Raw genomic sequence first — 23,097 nt, 5'->3', positions numbered from 1 at the left:
TACGAGTGCTATATTTGCAGCATCATGACCATGAAACAACTATATACTGCTGGCTGGTGGCACCTTTTAGAATGCTAAAAGAGTGAACCGGCACGTTTGTATACAGCTATAAATAGCAGAAAAGCCCAAGTTCACTTGGGCTTTTTTTATTTTAAACCATTTTATAAAGAGTATCTAGGATGCATTATTCTTTCTTCCGGACTAATTATTATTGGCAAGGCTAATTTGCTTTTTACCCGGTGTACTCCGGCCAAATTCCTTTATATAATTAGCAGAGAAAAACCAGAAATTTAAAAAATGAATAAATACAAGCTGTACCATACGCATAAACAGCTCCTCGCCGATACCGTTACGCCCGTTGGCATTTATTTACAGTTGCGCGACAAATACCCCAACTGCATTTTGCTCGAAAGCTCGGATTACCACGGCAACGAAAACAGTTTTTCCTACATTTGCTGCGACCCGATCGGGGGTTTTGAGTTAAAAGACCAGGTCATCAGCCAGTACTTTCCGGATGGAACCGAAGAGCAAATTCCGCTGGAAGACCGGCGCGATGCCGTGAAGCATTTGCAGCAGTTTATTAATTCGTTTTACGTCCGGAATAATCACTATAATTTTATAAACAACGGCTTGTTTGGCTACATGACCTACGATGCCGTTACGTATTACGAAGACATTGCTTTCCGGCCGAAAGAAACGGCTTACCCGGAGTTGCCCGAAATCTTGTACCGCTTGTACCGGTTTATTGTGGTGGTAGATCCGTTTAAAAACGAGCTGTATATTTTTGAACACAGCATTGACGAAAACACCACCGGTCCAGGCCTGGAGCAAATAGAAGCGCTGATCAAAAACAAAAACATCCCGGCTTTTACCTTTACGCCCGATGCCGACGAAACTTCAAACTTCACCGACGACCATTTTTTAAAAGTTTTAAACGAAGGACAGCGCCATTGCAAACTGGGCAACGTATTCCAGATTGTATTGTCGCGCAAGTTCTCGAAAGGCTTTAAAGGCGATGAGTTTAACGTGTACCGGGCCTTGCGTTCTATCAATCCATCGCCGTATTTGTTTTACTTCGACTACGGAAATTTTAAAATTTTCGGGTCTTCGCCAGAAGCCCAGATTACCTTAAAAGGCAACAAAGCCAGCATTTACCCGATTGCCGGCACCTTTAGAAGAACCGGCAACGACAACGCCGACGCCGAACTCGCCCGCAAACTCTACGACGACCCAAAAGAAAACTCCGAACACGTGATGCTGGTAGATTTGGCCCGCAACGATTTAGGCCGTCACGGCGACCAAGTAGCGGTAGAGGTTTTTAAAGAAGTACAATATTACTCGCACGTCATCCATTTGGTTTCGAAAGTTACCAGTCAGCGGTCTAAAGAAGTAGCGCCCATGCTCATGGTAGCCGATACGTTTCCGGCCGGTACTTTATCCGGCGCCCCCAAGTACCGCGCCATGACCATTATCGACGAACTGGAACCCACCGGCCGCGGTTATTACGGCGGTTGCATCGGCTACATCGGCTTTAACGGCGACTTTAACCACGCCATCATGATTAGGTCTTTTTTGAGTACCCGCAACCAATTGCATTATCAGGCCGGCGCCGGCGTGGTAGCCAAATCTAACCCTGAATCCGAACTCAACGAAGTACACCACAAACTAGCCGCCCTCCGCTCCGCCATGGAAAAGGCAGCTTCGATATAGTTGCAGGTTACAAGTTGATTTTAGGAGATGGCAAAAGTAGAAAGGTTTGAAGATTTGAAAATATATCAACAGGCAATTTCAATTGCGATTGATATCTATAAGATGTTTGCTGAAGGAAATGTAAAAATAGATTACGGTACCCGGGACCAAATGCAACGAGCTGCTATGTCTATTTCCAATAATATAGCGGAAGGATTTGAATACGACAACAATGCCGATTTTATCCGATTTTTAAAATATGCGAAAGGATCGGCGGGGGAACTAAGAAACCAGCTGTATGTTTTAAAAGAACTTAAAATGATAGACGATGCTTATTACCAAAATAAATACGATGAATTGATTCAGTTATCCCGGCAATTAGCAGCTTTTAGCAAATATTTAAAAAACCGACAACCTAATAACAACTAAATAACTTACAACCTGCAATTTGTAATTCACAACTTGCAACCTGTAACCTGCAACTTGCAACCTTTACCATGAAAATACTAGTTTTAGATAATTACGATTCGTTCACTTATAACCTGGTGCAGCTGGTAAAAAAGCTGGGCTACGGCATGAACATGGAGGTGTACCGGAACGATAAAATCAGCTTGGCCGACGTAGAAGAATACGACAGCATTCTGCTGTCACCGGGGCCGGGCGTGCCTTCCGAAGCCGGGATAATGATGGACTTAATTAAGGAATATGCGCCGACGAAAAAAATAATGGGCGTTTGTTTGGGCCACCAGGCGATTGGCGAAGTGTTTGGCGCTGAATTATATAATTTGCCCGAGCCCATGCACGGCGTGGCTACTAATATTAAAATTACCTCTAAAAACGAAACCATTTTCCGGGGTTTGCCCACTGAATTTAAAGTGTGCCGCTACCATTCCTGGGTAGTAGTGCCTGCCACCATGCCGAAAGAACTGGAAGTAACCGCACTCGATGCCGACGGCCAAATTATGGCTTTGCGGCACAAGCAATACAACGTGAAAGGCGTACAATTTCACCCGGAATCTATTTTAACCGAACACGGCGAAAGCCTGATGCGCAGCTGGTTAAAAGGTTCTATCACGCCTAAAAAAAGCTGGATATGAAAGAAATACTACAGCAGTTATTCGAGCAGAAAGCGCTCACCAAAGAAGCGGCTTACAACGTTTTAGTGGATTTAGGGCAGGGCCGGTTCAACCAGTCCGAGATGGCCGCTTTTTTAACGGTTTTCCTGATGCGCAACATTACCGTGCATGAGCTGGAAGGTTTCCGGGATGCTTTGCTGGAACTCTGCATTAAACCCAACCTGGGCACGCATGAAGTGATTGATATGTGCGGTACCGGCGGCGACGGCAAAGACACTTTTAATATTTCAACGCTGGCGTCGTTTGTGGTAGCTGGAGCGGGTTATAAAGTAGCCAAACACGGCAATTTCGGGGTATCCTCGGTTTGCGGGTCGTCTAATATCATGGCGCATTTCGGTTACCAGTTTACCCCCGATAGCGATTACTTGCGCCGCAAACTCGATGCTTCGAATATTTGCTTTTTGCACGCCCCCGCGTTTCACCCGGCCATGAGCCACGTAGGACCTATCCGGAAGCAATTAGGTTTAAAAACGTTTTTTAACATGCTGGGCCCGATGGTAAACCCGGCTAAGCCCGACTACCAGGTGGTAGGGGTTTTTAACCTGGAACTGCTGCGCTTGTACGCCTATTTATACCAGCAAACCGACAAGCACTTTATGGTAGTGCATGCCCTGGATGGCTACGACGAAATTTCGTTAACCGGCTCGTTTAAAGTGGTAACCGAAAACGGCGAACAAATTTTAACTCCGCAAAAAATCGGCTTTAAAGAAGTAAAACAAGAGGCATTAGCCGGGGGCAAAACCGTAGAAGAATCGGCCAAAATTTTCACCGACGTACTGGAAAATCGCGGAACCACGGCGCAGGCCAATGCTGTAATTGCCAATGCCGCTATGGGTTTGTACTTAATGAAAGAAGATTTCTCGATTGACGAAGCCGTAGCTGCCGCCCGCGAATCATTAGAATCCGGCAAAGCCCTGGAGTCGTTTAAAAAGTTGATAGCTTAGTTGGATTTGAAATGTAAGACACTAGAAAATAGACGTTAGATGCTAGATTCATAACTAAAATGGCTAACGTAAATCCAGTAAAAAGTCCCCGTTTGGAAAGGGTAGGGGGAGGATCAGGAATTACGAAAATTTAAAATTTTTAAAAAATCAACCACCTCTTACCCCTCCTAAGCTTAGGCGGGGAGCTAAGAAACTAGAAAATTAGATAAAAGCGCAACCTGTAACCTGCAACTTGTAACCAACAACCTGCAACCAACATGAACATACTCGAACAAATTGCCGCTTATAAACGACAGGAAGTGGCCGAACGCAAAGCTTTGTTTCCGGTGAAATTACTGGAGCAAAGCATTTATTTCGAAACGCAGCCCGTGTCTTTCCGCAAGTATCTGCTGCGCGAAGACTTGCACGGCATTATCGCGGAGTTTAAGCGCAAATCGCCTTCGCTGGGGGTAATTAACGGGCACGCTTCCGTGGAGCGTACCACCATTGGTTACATGCAGGCCGGCGCTTCGGCTTTATCGGTGCTCACCGATACGCCTTCTTTCGGCGGGAAAAACGAAGATTTAACTACTGCGCGGAAGTATAATTTCTGCCCGATTTTACGCAAAGATTTTATTATCGACGAGTACCAGATTATTGAAGCTAAATCCATTGGGGCGGATGTTATCTTGTTAATTGCCGGTATTCTGGAAGCCGACGAAGTAACGCGCTTAGCCACTTTCGCGAAATCTTTGGGTTTAGAAATTTTACTGGAAGTACACGACCGCGAAGAACTGGAACGCACCTTAACCGACCAGGTAGATGCCATTGGCGTGAACAACCGGAACTTAAAAGATTTTACGGTCAGCATCAACACTTCCAAAGAACTGGCCGCGCTCATTCCCGATACCTTCGTGAAAGTTTCGGAAAGCGGCATTGGCCAGGCCGAAACCATTCTGGATTTGCGGTCTTACGGTTACCGCGGTTTTTTAATGGGCGAAGCTTTTATGAAAACCAGCCGACCCGAAAAAACTTTAGCCGCGCTCATTGAATCTTTAAAAACCGCCAAGCCGGCCTTCGCTTAAAAATTTTTAAAATTTTAAAAAATGACTGCTATTCCCGTGTCGACTTTCTTAAAAACGGAACCTACTACTTTGCAAGTAAAAGTATGCGGCATGCGGGAGCCCGAAAACATTGGGGCGTTAGTAGCCTTGCAACCCGATTACATTGGTTTTATATTTTACCGGAAATCGGCGCGGTACGCCGGCGAAAAACTAAATCCCGAATACATCAAACACCTGCCGGCAACCGTGCAAAAAGTAGGCGTGTTTGTGGATGAATCGCTGGAAAACATCCGAACTTTGACGAAAAAGTTTTGCTTACAAGCGGTGCAACTCCACGGTCACGAAACCCCGGAATTTTGTAGTCAATTAAAGCAAGCTGGGTTTTTAGTTTTAAAAGCTTTTGCGCTGGACGATGCTTTTGATTTTAAAATTTTAGAACCTTACGAGGGAACCTGCGATTATTATTTGTTTGATACCAAAGGCCAGCAACACGGCGGCAACGGGATTACTTTTAATTGGGATATATTGGAGCAGTATCACTTAAATACGCCTTTTTTCCTGAGTGGAGGCCTGGATCTGGAACATGCTCCCGCGATTAAGGCCGGCCGATGGCCCCAACTCCGGGGCATCGACATCAACAGCCGGTTTGAACTGGAACCCGGCTTAAAAAATATTTCCAAAGTGAAAAAAATGCTAAAAGCGTTTCGATAATAATAAATTTTAAAAAGAATGTGGGTTTGTAAGAGAGGCGTAATGGGAGAATAAATAAAGTAAGTTAAGTGATTTTCAAGAGGAGCTTTCTTGCTGCGTAGCCAAATAGGTTCCTCCTGAATGACAAAAGAAGTGGGGACTCCTGGAATTTTAAGTCAAAGAACAAGATCAACTTTTCAACTTTAAAACCTTCCAACCTTTAAACTAAGTAAAATCAACTTGTAACCTGCAACTTGTAACCTGTAACCAAAAAAATATGGATTTTTCTGTTGATGAACGTGGGTATTATGGTAAGTTCGGTGGCGCTTATATCCCGGAAATGTTATACCCGAACGTAGAAGAACTGCGTCAGAAATACCTGGATATCATCTACGAACCCAGCTTTCAGGAAGAATTAGATGAGCTGCTGCGCGATTACGTGGGGCGGCCGACGCCTTTGTATTACGCCAAGCGTCTTTCCGAAAAATTTAACACCAAAATTTACCTCAAACGCGAAGACTTGGCGCATACCGGCGCGCACAAGATAAACAATACCGTCGGGCAAATTTTACTGGCCAAACGCCTGGGTAAAACCCGCATTATTGCCGAAACGGGTGCCGGTCAGCATGGCGTAGCAACCGCTACGGTTTGCGCCCTAGCCGGTTTGGAATGCATTGTGTACATGGGCCAGATTGATACCGAACGCCAGAAGCCCAATGTGGCCCGCATGAAGTTGCTGGGTGCTAAAGTGATACCGGTAACTTCCGGCAGCCAAACCTTAAAAGATGCTACCAACGAAGCCATCCGCGACTGGATCAGTAACCCCGAAGACACGCATTACATTATTGGTTCGGTGGTAGGTCCGCACCCGTACCCCGATATGGTCGCCCGTTTTCAGGCGGTCATCAGCGCCGAAGTACGGCAGCAATTGCTTTACAAAGAAGGTACCGAATTCCCGACGTACGTGGTGGCTTGCGTAGGTGGTGGCAGCAACGCGGCGGGTGCTTTTTATCATTACTTAAACGAACCGGCCGTAAATCTGGTAGCCGTAGAAGCCGCCGGGCACGGGGTAAACTCGGGTTTATCCGCGGCCACCTCGGTGTTGGGTTCTCTGGGTATTATTCACGGAAGTAAAACCTTACTCATGCAAACCGAAGACGGCCAGATTGTAGAACCCCATTCTATTTCGGCGGGTCTGGATTATCCGGGTATTGGGCCGATGCACGCGCACTTATACGACAGCGGCCGCGCTAAATTTTACGCCATCACCGACGAAGAAGCCATGCAGGGCGTTGTATTATGCAGCCGCATGGAAGGCATTATTCCGGCCATTGAATCGGCACACGCCATTGCCGCTTTGCATTACATGCAATTAAAGCCCGACGATATTGTGGTATTAAACCTATCCGGCCGAGGCGATAAAGATTTGCAAACCATTATTAATTACCTCGACGAGCAAGATGGAAAATAAAATAGCCCAACTTTTTAAAAATCAATCGGGTCCAAACTTAAACGTTTACTTCACGGCGGGTTTTCCGGAGTTAGAATCCACCACCACAATTTTGCAAACTCTGCAGGAAGCTGGCGCCGATTTAGTAGAAATTGGTATGCCGTATTCCGATCCCCTGGCCGATGGCCCGACTATTCAGCAGAGTAACGCGGTAGCTCTGCGCAATGGCATGTCCATTAAAAAACTGTTTGCGCAACTGAACAACGTACGCGATACCGTTACTTTGCCCATTATTCTGATGGGCTATTTAAACCCGGTTTTGCAGTATGGTTTCGAAAACTTTTGCCGCGAAGCCGCCCGGGTAGGGGTAGATGGTCTGATTATTCCGGATATGCCTTTGATCGAATACGAAGAAGAATACCAGGCTATTTTCGAACGGTATAACCTGAGCGCCATTTTCCTGATTACGCCGCAAACCTCCGAGGATCGCATCCGCAAAATTGATGCGCTTACTAATTCTTTTATTTACATGGTTTCCACGGCCAGCACCACGGGTAATACCGTAGCCGGCACTGATAACCAGTTGGCTTATTTTGAGCGGATCAAACAGATGAATTTAAAAAATCCGAAGCTGATCGGCTTTGGGATTTCCGATAAGAAATCGTTCGATTTGGCTTGCCGCTACGCCGAAGGCGCCATCATCGGTAGCGCTTTTATCAAAGTTATTCAGCAACCCACCGGCTTGCAGGAAAACATCCGCGATTTTATCTACCTGATTAAATCTGGCGAGGAGATATTTAGTTAGACAATAGTCCATGGTCCATAGTCCATGGTCGATGGCTTAATAGCAGTGTAATAAACATAATACCTCAGCGGGTCATTCAGGAGGAAACTATTTAGCTACGCAGCAATAAGGGTCCAGGCAGATGCAAGGGAATTACTTTGGGTATATTACGACTAATCCCCGGAAAACGGTGCTTTATACCGGCGTAACTAACAACTTAACAGTGCGCTTACAACAGCATTACCAAAATCGGGGAAACCCGGAAACTTTTGCCGGCAAATATTACTGCTATAAATTGGTGTATTACGAACGATATTCAAATGCTACTATGGCCATTGAAAGAGAAAAAGAAATCAAGGATTTAAGCCGTGAAGCAAAAGAAGCACTCATCCGGGAAGCTAATCCGGACTGGGCTTTTCTGGTAGTAACGGATTAGCTGCGTAGCCAAATAGGTTCTTCCTGAATGACCGCTCTAAGTCTTTCCTGAAGATTTAACTTATTATGTCACTAATATTAGCTCTTCAGCTTTCTCTAAAATGAGAAAAATTTAAAAAATCAGATTACAAATTTCATCTAACTAACCCACCTAGTCTATCGGCTATCGACCGTGAACCAGGGACTATTGACTAAACACATGATCATTCAATTACAAAACCAAGTTGCTGAAGCGGATAGAAAAGCCATTATCGAAAAGATTAAAAGCTTTCGTTACAAAGTTACCCCGGTAAAAACCCAGCGGGGCGATTACCTAATTGGCATTGGCAAAGCGGAGTTTGATATCCGTAGCTTGGGCCACATGCCCGGTATTAAAGACCTGCACATTGTGTCGGATGATTATAAACTGGTTTCGCGGAAGTGGAAAGTAAACCCTTCGGTGGTAGACCTGGGTGATAGCGTGGAAATAAAGCAAGGTAACTTTACTTTAATGGCCGGTCCGTGCTCCATCGAAACCGAAGAACAGGTAGAAAAAACCATTGCGCATTTGGTAGCCAACAACGTGCGGGTGATGCGGGGCGGCGTGTTTAAACCGCGTAGTTCGCCGTATTCCTTCCGGGGTTTGGGCATTGACGGTTTACAAATGTTCTACGCCAAATGCCAGGAACACGGCATTAAAATTGTCACCGAAGTGATGCAGGTATCGCAAATTGCGCCCATGTACGACTATACCGATATTTACCAGGTAGGTGCCCGCAATACGCAAAATTTTAATTTACTCGACGAACTGGGCAAAGTGGATAAACCCGTGATGATTAAACGCGGCATTTCCGGCACCATCGATGAATTACTGTATTCGGCGGAGTACGTGTTTTCAGGGGGTAACGAAAAACTCATGCTCTGCGAGCGCGGCATCCGGACTTACGAAACGGCCAGCCGCAATACTTTGGATTTAAACGCTGTGCCGATTTTAAAAGACAAAACGCATTTACCCGTTATCGTGGATCCGTCGCACGGCATTGGTATCCGGGATTATATTGAGCCCATGGCCTTAGCCGCCGTAATGGCCGGTGCCGACGGCATTATTTACGAAACCCACGAAAAGCCCGAAGAAGCCGCTTCGGATGGGGCGCAAACCTTAAACTTTACCGAATCAGCAAGGCTGGTGAAAAAATTACGGGCTACTTACGAGTTGCGGCAAAAACTGGGGTAACCTGACACCTGAAAATTAACTCAATTTTTAAAAAATTTAAAAATTTTCCTTTTCGCCGTACTTTAAAGTTCCGGATCTACATTATTCGGGCAAAATTTATAACTTGGTTGTAATCTGTACTTAATAATGGATTAAACGTAAATTGATAATTTAATCAGGTTTAACCGGTAAAATAAAAGCCCGCTATGATTATAATGATCCAGCATGATTTCGATGATTTGTCGAAAGCTGTCGCCGAGTACATCATCCAGTACGTAAAGGAAAAACCAAATGCCTTGTTGTGTTTTCCTTCGGGCGAGTCGCCGACCGGCGTTTTGCGGTACCTGGTGCAAGCGGTGCGGGCGGGCCAAGTGGATGTAAGCCAGTGTACATTAATTGGTTTAGACGAGTGGGTTGGACTGGATGAAAGTAACGAAGGCAGTTGCCGGTATTTTTTGCAACAAAATTTATTTGATCCATTAGACTTAGCACCCGAAAAAGTCATGGTGTTCAACGGCAAAGCCGCCGATCTGGATCAGGAATGCCAACGCGTAAATACCTTTATTCAACAAAACGGCCCGCTGGATATCATGCTGGTAGGCATTGGCTTAAACGGGCACATTGGCCTGAACGAACCCGGTACTTCGTTTGATTTGTACGCCCACCACGCGCCTCTGGCCGAAATGACTATCACGGTCGGTCAGAAATACTTTAAACAACCAACGCCTTTAACCAATGGCATAACCTTGGGCCTGAAACATTTTCAGGAAGCGCGCATTCCGATCTTAATTGCGGCGGGTGGTAAAAAAGCTTCCATCATTGCGCAATCGCTGGAAGGGGAAGTGACCAACCAGGTTCCCGCCAGCATTTTGCAAACTTTACCGGATGCCCTCGTGTACCTGGACCGCGCCGCTGCGGCCGAATTACAGTTTGCACCTGCCAGCTAAGGTGGGTCGGCAATAGCTTAAAGTCATTCCCGGAGAGGATCATTGCTGTTTATACATCTTAATTTAAAAGTTTAAAACTTATGAATACCCGGTCAGTAATTCTTGCTATTTTCTTATTTCTGGCTTTTGCTTACGCGCAGGCCCAAAGTCCAGGGATTGATAAAAGTTTGCTAATTGGTAAATGGCAATTAGTAGAAACAACGGTAGGCGAAAACGGATCTCCATCGGGGAACAAGGCTACCTCGGTTCTTACCATAGAAAAAAATGGCCGCTGGAAGAGCAGCGATAAAATGGCCGTTTTCCGGGGATCGGGTACCTGGAAATTAGAAGATTCTATTCTAATCCGGGTTCCTGATCTTCAGCTGAAAAACTATAGCGGTACTCGCGAGGTGCACCGGAAAATTACTTTACTAACGCCCCAAAAAATGGTGTTTGTTACCACTAATCATCCGGAAGGCGGTCAGGAAGGTTATCCCAAGTACACTTTTCACTTAACCAGAATTAAGTAGGCGGCCTGGATTGTTATAGTAACTAAACTACAAAAATCAGAATTTGGCTAAGTAAAGATAGTCTGTTAAAAGGGCTTAACCAACTTGAACCATTAAAGCGCCAGCGAATAAATCGTGAATGGCTCTGCGGCGCGGATTAAAGGTAGCCGTTAAAAAAGACAGCCAACCAAAAAAGAGTTTCACTACAAAGCGCCAGACTGCCAGTAGAAAGGGCAGGTTTTCATACGTTTTTTCATTTACCACCCGCATCCGGAATAGCTGATAGCCCAGGGTGCCGCCAAAGATCGAGACAAAAACGGGTTCGTATAAAAACAGCATAAAAAGTAAAATAAACCCGCGCAGCCAATCCGGGGCTGTGCCTGCCAAATCAATTATTACTCCCACCAGCATAAACACACAAATTACAATAAACAAGTCCACGGAGTAGCTCAACAGCCGACGGCGGATGGAAGGATAACTGAAGTCGATAGTTGGATTAATCATGGTGGGTTACTTGTTAGAGTTTAATATAAAGATACAAGTAATCAGTTATTTAGCGGATTTTATGGCATTTTTTTAAATTTTTTAGTGGCTGGCGTGGTCCCCGGATTATTGTTGCCAGGTTAAGCAATTCTAAATTTTAAAATTTGTTTATATCGGGTGGGAGATTAATAAAAAAGCGCAACAAGTTTGGTAACCTGCTGCGCTTAAATGATGGAAAAAAAGAGAAATTGTTGGCGCGTACGCGTTCTAGCTTATTCTTATAACTCTATCAAAACAAGCTACCAATTGCCAAGCTGCGCCACGCGCCTAAACAAAAAAACTTACTTATGCAGCGACTCGTGGCTGCGCACAATTTCCTGGAGGTATTTTAAAAATGGCGCGGCGAATTCTTTGCGTTTTAAGGCGAATTCCACGTTGGTTTTTAAAAAATCGAGCTTGTTGCCAATGTCGTAGCGTTTGCCTTCGATGGAACAGGAGTAAACCTTTTCGGTAGAAAGTAAATGCAACATGGCATCGGTTAGCTGAATTTCGTTGTTTTTACCTTTCGGTGTGGCATCCAGGGAGCGGTAAATCTCGGGGGTTAAAATATACCGACCGGCAATGGCCAGGTTAGAAGGCGCCGTTTCTACGGCGGGCTTTTCGATTAAGGTGTTTAATTCCATAATCGAATCGCTGATAGATTGGCCGCCCACAATGCCGTAGCGGTTTACTTTATCGTGCGGCACCGTTTCCACGGCAATTACGGTAGCCTGGTATTGCTGGTATATATCAATCAGCTGTTGGGTAACCGGAATAATGGAATCGATAACCGTATCGCCGAGCAGCACCGCAAAAGGTTCGTCGCCGGTATGGTTGCGGGCGTGGTTAATGGCATCGCCCAAGCCATTAATTTCTTTTTGCCGGATAAAGTAAATGTTGGCCATTTCGGATAAACGGCGCATTTCTTTGTACTGGGTTTCTTCGTTTTTCTCCTGCAAGCGTTGCTCCAGTTCAAAGCTGCGGTCGAAATGGTCGGCAATGGCGCCTTTGCCTTTTCCCGTGATAATCAAGATATCTTCAATGCCCGAATCAACGGCTTCCTGCACCACGTACTGGATGGTCGGCGTATCAATAATCGGTAGCATTTCTTTCGGCTGGGCCTTGGTGGCCGGCAAAAAACGGGTGCCGAAACCAGCGGCCGGTATTACTGCTTTTTTTACCATAAGTTTTTAATTTAGTCGATAGTTCTTAGTCCACGGTCCACAGTCGATGGTCCATGGAAGTGAAAAATTTAAAAATTTTAATTTTTTGAGTTTTATGAGATAGGTTCGTTTGTTTATCCTCCCCCAACCCCCTCCAAAGAAGAACTTTTTACCTAATATTTATTTTCAACCTGCAACTTGTAACCTTTCAACCTTTTAACTTTCCAACCTTTAAACCTTCCAACCTGCAACCCCTAAACAATCGTTGGTTTAATCACGCGGGCGTTTACTTTACGCATTTCGGCTACTAATTTGTTCAACATGTCGTCGTTTTGGTAAATACCGATAACCGAACCTCCCGAGCCAGTGAAAGTAGCCGAAGCACCGCATTGACGGGCCGTGTTTACCAACTCCATGTTACTGTCGCTGATTTTCATAATCTGGCAACGCTGGTCGAAGTTCTCGTTCATGAGTTGGTGCAAGGTCGTGTAGTCGCGCTCCAATAAGGCTTTTTTACCCGCATCGGCTAAGCTGGCAATGCGGTTTAGCGTATCTATTACGTGCGGATCGCCTTTATCGTAACGGGTTTTAATGTCGTTTAAAACTTTGCCCGATACTTTGCCTAATTCTGTTTTATAAGCAATGTATAAGTTTGGCAGTAAATCCGGGTCAAGCGGTTCGTACAAACCATGTTTTTTCTCGGCTATAATCTGTTTATCGAAATTCATGTACACACAGCCCTCGTAAGTTTGAATCACGCGGTCTTGCAAGCCAGCGTTAATGCCTAGTTCTTCGGTTTCTACAGCCAGGGCCAGGTTCGGTAATATTTCTTGCGGAATTTGTACCCGGTAGAACTGCATTAAACCCCGCAAAGTAGCAATAACAATGGCACTGCTGCCGGCCAGCCCAATCTGGCGCGGAATAGAGGAGTTGTAGCGAATGGTAAAGTTTTTATTTTCCAGCTTTATTTTTTCGTGCTGGCAATATTCTACAAACTTTTTAATGGCTGCTTTGAGCAAAGGCGCGCCGCCGTGGTAGCCCGTTAAATTTATTTGGTCCTGCAGCTGGTAAATATTTTTAAACTGATTAATGTCCTGCGGTTGCGGTTCGATGACCAGTTCCGGGGTTTGGTACAGTAAAATATGGGCGCCAAAATTCTTTACAATCAAGGAGATTGTTTTACCATTATAGCCATCCGAAGGGTTACCTACAATGGCAGCTCTGGCATAAGCACGGGCTTCGATAATCATAGTGCGGGTGTAGCAGTTTAATGAACTGGAATCGGAAATGTAATACAAAAGAGCTTAATTTTTAAAAAAACAATGGCAAATATTCTTTAGGAAGGTTTTTTTAAAAAACTAGGCTTTAAACAGTTGAAAAGGTTAAGGTAAACCTGCGGAATGTAGTACAAGAAAATAAAATGAAGTTTGAGTTTGATATTCAATATAAATCAATGGACCCAGGTAATCCTAATCCGCTACGACCTGAACAAAGGTTTTGTTGGAATATACACAACGAAACACAGAATTATTATAATTAATAGCTACTTTTATTAAATTAAATATAATTATTATAAATTAAATAATAATTCTGTCGAATTACTGAAATTAAATATATAACTTTGATTGTATTATTAGTGTTGCGCTCCTGATCTGTATCCAGCAACAATTCTTGTTAGCGGTGTTTGCAGTTGTTGTACTGTGTTAATCCTTAATGGCAGTAGAGTTCTATATCGTCTGAGTTTTAATTTTTACTACCAACTTATTACCAATCACTAATTTTTTATTATGAAACAAGTTTACCTGACAGGATCCCTTAGCAAGCGGCTCCCTCCATTTCGCGTTATTTTTTTACTTACCTGTTGGTTGATTTTACAAGCAAATTCTTCTTTTGCCCAATGGACTCGCCGGGCCGATGCGCTTAAAAAGCGGTCGGAGTGCCCCAGTGTTTTGTATAAAAATAAAATTTACATTTTTGGCGGCTTCGGGGAGTTTCCTAACCTGGAACAAACCAGCGAAGTGTACGACCCGGCTACTAACAAATGGACTTTACGAGCCTCTTTTCCCTCCGGAAAAAAAGTAAGTCACCAGGGCGTGGTGTTGGTTGACGATAAAATCTGGCACATTGGTGGCCGGGCCGTAGATACCAATGGGCCAGTTACCAGCCAGGTAATTATTTACGATATAACCAACAACCGTTGGCTAAATGGTCCGCAGTTAATCGATCCGGCCACCGGCAGAGCTTTGCCATTGGGTGGTGGTGGGGCGGCCTTAGTAGGCCGTACCTTGCACGTTTTTGGCGGTTTTTCCCCTACTATCTGCCTCGACCAGACGAAATATCACTTAACTCTGGATGTAGATAAATGGCGGGCAAACCCTAGCGGCACCAGATGGGAAAATAAAAGCGCGCCTATGCCCCTGGCCCGGAATCATTTTAGTACGGTAGTGCTAAATGGGAAAATATACGCCATTGGCGGGCAGGTAAAGCATGATTGCGGCGCTACCGAACTAAACTACGTGCACGCCTACGATCCGGTAAATAACTCCTGGGCCCGCCTGAGCAATTTACCGGCCCCCCGTTCGCACAACGAGATGGGTACTTTCCCGGTTGACGGAAAAATTTACCAGGTGGGTGGTCAAGGCTCGGGCGATGATGCGCAAAAAACCGTATTTGTGTTTAATCCCGATGCCAACGGCGGTTCCGGTGCCTGGTCTAATGCGACGCAGTATACCTTGCCTAAGTATTACTTTGGCGTTTCTGCAAAAGTGGTGGGTACTAAATTAATTATTTCGCATGGTGCACAAAAATTAGTAAGCGATGAACGCCGGGAAACGTATACTGCTTCTTTTACCCGCCATACACCTTACAAATTTGGTTTTACGGCCAAGTGTTTTAGTAAATCGGTAAGTTCCGGCGCCACAATAATTGTTAAAAACCTATTGTATACCGTTGAAAATCAAAAAACCTACAGCTTAAGTTCTAATGCGGGCTGGTTAACTATTACAAAAAATAGCAGCGGTACTGCCCTCCCAACCGGGATAGATGTAGAAGCTACTGTTAACACCTCGGGCTTGGCCGCTGGTAGTTACTCGGCCACCGTTACGGCCAAAAGTACCGGCAGCGGAACTACTTACAGCAGCGCCAGCTTCTGCGTAAATATAACCGTCGGGGGTACCAGCACGGGCAGCCAGGGCGTAGTAAGCTTTACCTTAATCAACGCCGACAGCGATAAAGATATTCAAACGCTAAATGATGGCGCCACCCTGGATATAGCGAAGTTGCCTGCCAAAAATTTAAATATCCGGGTTAATACCAGCCCCAGCGCAGTAGGCAGTGTAAAAGCAGAATTAACCGGAGCGCAAAGTTTAATTAAAATAGAAAGCAGTGCGCCTTATGCGGTTTTTGGCGAATCTAATTCTAACTATAACGCCTGGGTCCCAAAACTAGGAAACTATACTTTAAAAGCCACGCCTTATTCCGGAACCAGCGCGAGTGGTACGGCGGGTAGTGCTTTATCTATTGCCTTTCAGGTAGTAAATTCCGCCGGCAGAACGGCTAGTGGGCCGGCAGCTCTGAAAAATCCGGAACCGGGCAAACCGGCCGGCATAAAGTTAAACGTGTACCCGAATCCTGGGTCCGGAACAAACCTACAGGTAACGCTCGAAAATTTTACTCAGAATGAACAAGTTAGCCTGGTTATGTATAATGCTTTAGGTAAAGTAGTGCACACTTCTACTTTACAGACCAATTATGAGGGCAAAGGCGCGCTTACCATGCCAATAAATGGATTACAGAAAGGGTATTATATCGTAAAAGCGCAGGGTACTTCGGGCAGCAAACAAGCAAAAGTAATAGTCGAGTAAGTAGTGGGGCTACTCTCCGGAAAGAACCAATAACCTTTGTTTTTTCCGGAGAGTAGTTTTGGCTTATACTACTATCAGCAGTTTATTTTTGGGTAGTACCTATAGCCGAACCGGACATAAGTAAAACTAGGCCTTCCGCCAAAAGATACCTTACGTTAGGGATGTAAACACAAGCAATAGCCCCGCCTTTGGGCAAGGTTTGCATTAATGTTTTGGCGAAAGTCTTGAAATTTTTAAATTTTACTGCTTGGTACAGCGTACGTAGCCTTATAATTTCTGACAAAGATAAATTTTGCCGATTAGGGTAAGGTGAGTTCCAGTTCCAGCAACTCCGATTGGCCATTGTCGTTGTCGGTGATGGCAAAGGCCCGGTATTGATGGTTGCCACTTTTCCGGATAATGCTAATAGATTCTACTTTGCCCGGGTAAAATTGGCCGCTTCTATCCTGCAGGCGGGTAGTATGTACTTTTGGATGGGAGGCTTGCAGCACGGGAATATACCCGATAAAACTACCCAGCACCTCCCCGTCCAGGTAGGCGTTGTCTGTATTTTCTACGGAAGCCGTTATAAATATTTTATCATCGAAATAGCTGGCGCCGGAAAAGCCGGCTTTAAAACCATCAATCGTCGGTAATTGAAACCGGATAACGGTATACGCCGGCACGGGCCCCGTTGGCTGCTGTAGGTAAGCCATAAACGCAGGCAGCGCAAAGATCAGCAAAGCATCGGGCCCGTTACTTACCGACCGTTGCAGCAAGTACAAATGTTCCGGAGAGGCGGCGGCGGCTTCCAGGTTTAAAATACCTCCCGCCGTTACGGCTACATCGGTTTGCAAGGCTTCGTATAAAGATGGCAGCGATATAGCCTGAATAACAGGGCTTTTTTCCGGGGCAGAAGATAATTGTATTTGATAACACGTATGGCGAATCGCCGTAGATCCCGAACCAAAAGCCAGTAAATAAGTATTATTTTTAAAATTTAAGCTTGCCAGGCATTCCAGATCAGGTTTCAGCGGTTTGGGAATGCGGCCAGTAGCAAAATAATTGGTTTGAAATAAGGGATAGGTAGCCCTTTGTTCCCAGGTATCGGCTTGCAATTGGTACAGCAACGGCGAATCGTCGCCGATAACAAATAGCTGATGATCGATTACTTCCATACCAGAGCCCGAAGGCAGGTTGGCCAATACTTTCTGACGAATAAAGGTAGCTTTCATAGGTAAGCAATTGTTTAAAGTATTTTTATTCGTTACGGGTCGCTCACTGCCCGGCTGGCAGGCTACAAGCAAAAAGATACTTCCTAACCAAACGGAAAAAACAACCCGCCAATAATAAGCTTTCCTCAATTTTAACAAATTTTTCTTTCGGGTTGGTAGGCCTTACGGAGAAGTTGGGAAACCTGGATAACCACCTAACCCGGATACCGTTGTGTCTTAAATTGTGTAGAAAAGAAAGTATACGCCGATGTGGATCTTAAAAGCTAAGTTAAAATGGCTTTTATGGCTAGTATTTCGACTCTTTTTTAAAAAAACTTAGGGGGCTCTCCCTTATAAGTTGTATTTTCTAGTAATACACGCCTCTGCCAAACACAAAGTAGCTGAACGAGGCGTGTATCAAGGAAATGCTTACTGGGTGAGGAGCACTTTCTGATGCTGGATTTTATTTCGTGTTTGCAGACGCAGCAAGTATAAGCCACTAGTCTGGTTTTTAGCGGGCCATTCTATCTGATAAACTTGGTTCGCCTGAGCCTGGCCTTGAAACAAAGTAGCTACTTTTCTGCCCCGGCTGTCGAGGACTTCCAAATGTACGGATTGGGTAGTTTCCAGAGAGAAGCTGATGGTTATTTTGTCTTGGAACGGATTGGGATAAGCTTGGAAGTTGCCCAGTGGCGCTGCGGCACCGGTTACCTCTGTTAAAAGAGAAGCGGTTCTGGCAGCTACCAAGGAGTTAGGGGTGGGCGCAACTTTCACGAGCCAGTAATCGGTGCTGCCTTGACTAGGTTGGGTACGATCGCCACTTACCCCCGAGTTAGATCTGCCACCTAAAAGTAAGCCGCCATCCTTGGTCTGGGTTACGGTTCTGAGTTCTTCCGTACCGCTGCCGCCGTAGCGTAAATCTTGTACTTTATTGCCTTGCTCGTCTACGGCTACGACCCAGTAATCACTTTCGCCCTGGCTGTCCTGGGTTTTATCGCCGCTTGCCTCGGAGGAGGAGTGGCCCGCCAGTATGTAATGTCCTTTACTGGTGAAAGTACTGGCCCGGAGTTCGTCATCCTTGTCTCCGCCATAGGTTCTATCCCACAGCTTATTGCCATTCTCATCTAAAGTAACTAACCAGTAATCTTTCCCGCCTTGACTGGCTTGTGTCTTGTCGCCACTCTTACCCGAACTGCTCGTTCCGGAAATAAAGTAGTTCTTAGCGGAGTTCATACCTACCGAGTAAACTTGATCCGCTTTACTGCCACCATAGGTTTTCTCCCAGACTAATCTCCCCTGTTTATCCGTTTTTACCACCCAGTAATCAATCGCTCCTTGGCTACTTTGCGTTTTATCGCCGGTTTTCCCGGACAAGGAAGATCCTCCGAGTAAGAAGCCGCCATCCGGAGTCTCGATAAAGCTCCCTAGCTTTTCTTCCATAGAACCACCATAGCGTTGATCCCAGATGATAGTACCGTTTTTGGAAATTTTGACGAGCCAGTAGTCTGAACTACCCTGAGGCGCTTGGGTTTTATCCCCGCTGATAGGGGAGTTGCTGAAGCCGCCTAACACGTACTCACCGGAAGCTAATTGAATGACTTTGACGAGTTCCTCTTCGCCGGAGCCGCCGTAGGTTTTATCCCATTCTTTGTTGCCCAGCTGATCGGTTTTCACCAGCCAGTAGTCACGGTTACCTTTACTGGCCTGGGACTTGTCGCCGCTCTTGCCCGAAAAAGAAGAGCCCGCTAGTAAGTAACCATCGTCAGCTGTTTGTATCACCCGGTTCAGGTAATCCTCACCGGAGCCGCCATAACGTTTATCCCAGAGTTTCTTGCCATTTTTGTCGGATTTCACAATCCAGTAATCGTTCTTACCTTGCGAGTTCTGCGACTTATCGCCACTTACCCCGGAGTTGGTGTAGCCGCCGCTTAAGTAGCCGCCATCTTGGGTCTTAATGGTGGAGGTAAGGTTATCCGTACCACTGCCACCGTAGCGCCTGTTCCAGGCAGTCGTAACAGGCTGGTTTTCTTGAATTTTAATAATCCAATAGTCGCCGTCATACGAACCTGTGCTTTTATTATCTTCGGATTTATCGCCACTAACATCGGAAGCAGAACTACCACCTATAATATAGCTGCCATCGCCAGTCTGTTGCAGGAAAGCTAAACCTTCATTTCCAGTGCCGCCAATGGTTTTATCCCATATCTTTTCACCGGTAGCGTTTAGCTTCACAATCCAGAGATCGGAGTTGGAATATTGAACAACGCCCTGGAAGACGAAATAATCGCCATAGTTGTTTTCCGATTTATCTGCACTGATGCCCGACAAAGAACTACCACCTAAAATGTACCCGCCGTCGGGGGTTTGTTGTATATCGGATAATTGATCCTGGTATCTTCCGCCAATTGTTCGATCCCATTCTTTGTTGCCTTTACTATCCAGCTTAATCACCCAGTAATCGTTGCCTCCCTTGCCATCTTCCGATTTGTCTCCACCGGCACTATTTCCGTAAGAAGGTGTACCACCCCCAGAATATAGCCACCATCTTGGGTTTGTTGCAAGGTAGTAAGATAATCCCCTTCACTACCTCCTCCTATACGTTTTGCCCATTGTGTGTTGCCGCTCGCATCTACCTTTATTAGCCAAAATTTGGTATATTCTTCATCTTCCGGCGTAGAAGATCCCCCGAGAATATAGCCGCCATCCGGGGTTTGTTGCACGGTGGTCAATTCACTAGTTCCTCCATATACTTGACCATCATAAACATAAAATTCGCCATAGGTTTGATCCCATTGTTTGTTGCCCGCTGCATCGAGTTTTACGATCCAGTAATCCTTCCACCCTTTATTTGCTTTTGTCTTATCCCCGCTTATGTCAGAAGTAGAAGTTCCGCCTAAGATATAGCCGCCATCGCTGGTTTGCCGGACGGTTTTTAATTCATCATAGCTATTACCACCAATCGTTTTATCCCACATTTTCTTTCCGGTAGCGTCTAGCTTTACAATCCAATAGTCGCCGTCATACGAACCTGTGCTTTTATTATCTTCGGATTTATCGTCACTTTTGTTAGAACTAGATATTCCGCCTAACAAGTAACCGCCATCACTGGTTTGTACCAAAGAAGTTAAACCATCATAGCTGTTACCACCATAGGTTTGATCCCACTCTTTGTTACCCGCGGCATCCACCTTTACGATCCAGTAATCGGTTGTAGGATTCCCATTTATGTCGACTTCCCCTTTATTAGCCTGTGACTTATCACCGCTTTGGTCTGAATCCGAAGTGCCGCCCAGCAAGTACCCACCATCGGCGGTAGGAACCATGGCACTTAGCCCATCTGATTTGTTTCCTCCGATGGTGCGATCCCAGATTTTGGTAAAAGGGGCTACTACACCGAATGTTTGCGTAACTGCCGGTGCTGGTTTATAGTTTTCATTACCTGGTTGCAAGGCTTCAATAGTAATCGTGCCACTCCGGTGGTTAGTTAAAGTAACGGTATTGCCTTTGATTGTAGCGGCTCCCGATATTACCCGGAAACTAACCGGTAGGCCTGAACTAGCTGTAGCTAGTAGGGTGAAAGGTTTATCGTAAATTGTTTTACCGGGGATAGACTGGAAAGTAATCGTCTGGGTTTTCCGGCTATCGATTACTTTAAAGGTTTGCACTACGTCCGGGGCAGCAAAATAGGTAGAATCACCCGCCTGAATAGCTTTTACGGTAATGGCACCCTCGCCGGCAATGGTAAGGATACTGTCTTTTAAGGTGGCCGGACCCGAAACCAAACTGAAAGTAACCGGCAAGCCGGAACTTGCCTTAGCTTTCAGAGCAAAAGGATCCGCATTATACGGCTGATCCGGAATAGGAGTAAAAGCAATGGTTTGAACCTGTTGCGACAGGTTTAGCTTTATTATTTGGTAATCTACTCTACTCACGTTGCTGCTACCGGCCGCAATATAACCACCAGCCGGAACGAGTCGTACGGGAAAATCAAAGTCAAAGGTTTTATCCCAGACCTTTGTGCCAGCGGCGTCTACCGCTATTGTCCAGGAACCTTTTGAATTTTCCGATTTGTCACCGCTTGTAGGCGAATAAGAATAACCGCTTAGCAAGTATCCCCCATCACTGGTAAACTCCAGGGAAACTAAATCATCGGTATTGCTACCGCCAAAGGTTTTATCCCATTGCCTCTTGCCGGTTATATTAAGTTTAACCAACCAGTAATCATTATAACCTTTGCTTTCTTCGGATTTGTCACGGCCTTTTCCCGAAGAAGAAGTTCCACCTAAAATATACCCACCGTCGCGCATTTGCCGGAGTGATTGTAATTGTTCTCCTCCATCGCCACCAATAGTTTTATCCCATTGTTTATTACCGGAACCATCTAGCTTTACTATCCAAAAATCCTCATAGCCTTTAGAAGCTTGTGATTTATCGAAACTTTTCCCTGAATCAGAATATCCCCCCAGCAAATAACCATTATCCTGCGTTTGCTGCAGCGCTGTAAGATAGTCATACTTGCTACCGCCCAAGGTCTTATCCCACTGCTTGGTGCCGCGCGCATCTATTTTAACTATCCAATAATCGGAATCACCTTTGTTATCCTCCAATTTGTCACCGCTCTTGGATGAAAAAGAGTAGCCACCCAAAATATAGCCACCATCACTAGTTTGTTGCACGGCATTTAAATAGTCACGCTGATTGCCCCCAAAGGTTTTATCCCATTGTTTATTGCCATTAACATCCAACTTTACGATCCAATAATCCTCAGAGCCTCTACTGTTTTCCGATTTATTACCACTGTTCTTAGAATCAGAAGAACCGCCCAAAATATAGCCCCCATCTTGGGTTGGCTGCAGAGTAGTTAAGTTATCGTAGCTGCTACCGCCCAAGGTCTTATCCCACTGTTTGTTACCGGCTGCATCCAGCTTCACTACCCAGTAATCGTTTTGTCCGCGGTTGCCTCCGGTTTTTTCCCCGCTTTTATTAGAAAACGAAGTGCCACCCAAGATATAGCCGCCATCTTGGGTTAATTGCAGCGAACTAAGATTATCCGGTTTATTTCCTCCAAAGGTTTTGTTCCACTCCATAATTTGAGCTTGCACCAAAGGAGTAAAGCACAAGTAAACAAGTAGGAAGAAGGTGAATCGCTGCCAATTTTTAAAAAAATAAAACACTGAAAGCCAGTAAAGGGAGAAAGTAGTGTTTGTTTTCATAGGAGCAAAATGTATTTAATGGCTTAAAATAAACAACAACCAGAAAGTAGTTTGGATGGGCGTGCAACAGCATGGGGTTACCTGTTGCTAAAGAGTATACCCCTCTTACAATAGTATGGTTATATGATACAGCAAGCAATACCTAAGGTTAGGTATTTTAATAAGGGTGTTCAAGTTGATTTATAACTATAAAGTTAGACTCTGATAGGAGGGGTAATTTGAAGTACTACTGAAATGCTGTATTTCGTTGATATGGGTTCCGCTTAAGTTTTACAGATTTGCAAGGCTAGTTTCTGCTAAGTATTTCTTTATAAAAAATACAAAAGCCGGCCAGAGTAGCTCCGG

Annotated in this window: 19 protein-coding genes; 13 read left to right on the top strand and 6 right to left on the bottom strand. The window is 45.2% G+C overall.

Going from position 1 to position 23,097, the window contains the following annotated elements; all coding sequences use genetic code 11:
• Positions 1–297: 297 nt before the first annotated feature.
• The 12 genes from AHMF7616_RS17130 (at position 298) to AHMF7616_RS17075 (ending at position 10,819) form a co-directional block, all read left to right on the top strand.
• A complete protein-coding gene (locus tag AHMF7616_RS17130) occupies positions 298–1,710 on the top strand; it encodes an anthranilate synthase component I family protein (RefSeq protein ID WP_115373993.1) in 1,413 nt (470 codons plus the stop codon).
• Positions 1,711–1,737: 27 nt separating this feature from the next.
• Positions 1,738–2,118 (top strand): four helix bundle protein, encoded by a 381-nt coding sequence (locus AHMF7616_RS17125; protein ID WP_115373992.1) that lies wholly within the window; start codon positions 1,738–1,740, stop codon positions 2,116–2,118.
• Positions 2,119–2,186: 68 nt separating this feature from the next.
• A complete protein-coding gene (locus tag AHMF7616_RS17120; RefSeq protein ID WP_115373991.1) occupies positions 2,187–2,786 on the top strand; it encodes an anthranilate synthase component II in 600 nt (199 codons plus the stop codon).
• Positions 2,783–3,769: an anthranilate phosphoribosyltransferase gene (gene trpD, locus AHMF7616_RS17115; RefSeq protein ID WP_115373990.1), complete on the top strand. Its 987-nt coding sequence runs from the start codon at positions 2,783–2,785 to the stop codon at positions 3,767–3,769. The genes AHMF7616_RS17120 and trpD overlap by 4 nt, the downstream gene beginning before the upstream one ends.
• 257 nt (positions 3,770–4,026) lie before the next feature.
• Positions 4,027–4,833, top strand: a complete 807-nt coding sequence (trpC, locus tag AHMF7616_RS17110) for an indole-3-glycerol phosphate synthase TrpC (protein ID WP_115373989.1) — start codon at positions 4,027–4,029, stop codon at positions 4,831–4,833.
• A gap of 21 nt (positions 4,834–4,854) precedes the next feature.
• Positions 4,855–5,523 (top strand): phosphoribosylanthranilate isomerase, encoded by a 669-nt coding sequence (locus tag AHMF7616_RS17105; protein ID WP_233507616.1) that lies wholly within the window; start codon positions 4,855–4,857, stop codon positions 5,521–5,523.
• A 256-nt stretch (positions 5,524–5,779) separates the two neighbouring features.
• Complete coding sequence (gene trpB, locus AHMF7616_RS17100; RefSeq protein WP_115373988.1) at positions 5,780–6,973, top strand: tryptophan synthase subunit beta; 1,194 nt, start codon at positions 5,780–5,782, stop codon at positions 6,971–6,973.
• Positions 6,963–7,757, top strand: coding sequence for a tryptophan synthase subunit alpha (gene trpA, locus AHMF7616_RS17095; RefSeq protein WP_115373987.1), 795 nt, complete (start codon positions 6,963–6,965; stop codon positions 7,755–7,757). The genes trpB and trpA overlap by 11 nt, the downstream gene beginning before the upstream one ends.
• A gap of 121 nt (positions 7,758–7,878) precedes the next feature.
• On the top strand, positions 7,879–8,172 hold the full coding sequence (locus AHMF7616_RS17090) for a GIY-YIG nuclease family protein (protein ID WP_115373986.1): 294 nt from the start codon (positions 7,879–7,881) through the stop codon (positions 8,170–8,172).
• Between the two features lie 198 nt (positions 8,173–8,370).
• On the top strand, positions 8,371–9,384 hold the full coding sequence (aroF, locus tag AHMF7616_RS17085; RefSeq protein ID WP_115373985.1) for a 3-deoxy-7-phosphoheptulonate synthase: 1,014 nt from the start codon (positions 8,371–8,373) through the stop codon (positions 9,382–9,384).
• Between the two features lie 185 nt (positions 9,385–9,569).
• Positions 9,570–10,310, top strand: a complete 741-nt coding sequence (locus tag AHMF7616_RS17080) for a glucosamine-6-phosphate deaminase (RefSeq protein ID WP_115373984.1) — start codon at positions 9,570–9,572, stop codon at positions 10,308–10,310.
• A gap of 80 nt (positions 10,311–10,390) precedes the next feature.
• A complete protein-coding gene (locus AHMF7616_RS17075; protein WP_115373983.1) occupies positions 10,391–10,819 on the top strand; it encodes a lipocalin-like domain-containing protein in 429 nt (142 codons plus the stop codon).
• A gap of 75 nt (positions 10,820–10,894) precedes the next feature.
• Here the strand turns inward: AHMF7616_RS17075 and AHMF7616_RS17070 are convergent, their stop codons facing one another.
• The 3 genes from AHMF7616_RS17070 to AHMF7616_RS17060 all read right to left on the bottom strand — a co-directional run bounded on the left by AHMF7616_RS17070 (position 10,895) and on the right by AHMF7616_RS17060 (position 13,733).
• Entirely contained in the window at positions 10,895–11,302 is a 408-nt protein-coding gene (locus tag AHMF7616_RS17070) for an RDD family protein (protein ID WP_115373982.1), read from the bottom strand.
• 320 nt (positions 11,303–11,622) lie between these two features.
• Positions 11,623–12,504 carry a UTP--glucose-1-phosphate uridylyltransferase GalU gene (galU, locus tag AHMF7616_RS17065; protein ID WP_115373981.1) on the bottom strand — a complete coding sequence of 294 codons (882 nt, stop codon included), beginning with the start codon at positions 12,502–12,504 and terminating at the stop codon, positions 11,623–11,625.
• Between the two features lie 233 nt (positions 12,505–12,737).
• Positions 12,738–13,733 carry a mevalonate kinase family protein gene (locus tag AHMF7616_RS17060; protein WP_115375665.1) on the bottom strand — a complete coding sequence of 332 codons (996 nt, stop codon included), beginning with the start codon at positions 13,731–13,733 and terminating at the stop codon, positions 12,738–12,740.
• 615 nt (positions 13,734–14,348) lie between these two features.
• Between AHMF7616_RS17060 and AHMF7616_RS17055 the strand changes: the two genes are divergently transcribed.
• The gene (locus tag AHMF7616_RS17055; RefSeq protein WP_158546194.1) at positions 14,349–16,346 is read left to right on the top strand and encodes a Kelch repeat-containing protein; all 1,998 of its coding nucleotides are present in this window, start codon (positions 14,349–14,351) and stop codon (positions 16,344–16,346) included.
• A gap of 299 nt (positions 16,347–16,645) precedes the next feature.
• On the opposite strand, the gene AHMF7616_RS17050 is transcribed toward AHMF7616_RS17055, so the two are convergent.
• The 3 genes from AHMF7616_RS17050 to AHMF7616_RS17040 form a co-directional block, all read right to left on the bottom strand.
• Positions 16,646–17,560, bottom strand: a complete 915-nt coding sequence (locus tag AHMF7616_RS17050) for a DUF6929 family protein (RefSeq protein WP_147275715.1) — start codon at positions 17,558–17,560, stop codon at positions 16,646–16,648.
• A gap of 408 nt (positions 17,561–17,968) precedes the next feature.
• On the bottom strand, positions 17,969–19,990 hold the full coding sequence (locus tag AHMF7616_RS17045) for a T9SS type A sorting domain-containing protein (protein WP_115373978.1): 2,022 nt from the start codon (positions 19,988–19,990) through the stop codon (positions 17,969–17,971).
• A complete protein-coding gene (locus AHMF7616_RS17040; protein ID WP_115373977.1) occupies positions 19,987–22,752 on the bottom strand; it encodes a hypothetical protein in 2,766 nt (921 codons plus the stop codon). The genes AHMF7616_RS17045 and AHMF7616_RS17040 overlap by 4 nt, the downstream gene beginning before the upstream one ends.
• Between the last annotated feature and the right edge of the window lie 345 nt (positions 22,753–23,097).

This window comes from Adhaeribacter pallidiroseus (assembly GCF_003340495.1).
Lineage (GTDB): Bacteria > Bacteroidota > Bacteroidia > Cytophagales > Hymenobacteraceae > Adhaeribacter > Adhaeribacter pallidiroseus.
This window is presented reverse-complemented; position numbering and strand designations above follow the sequence as displayed.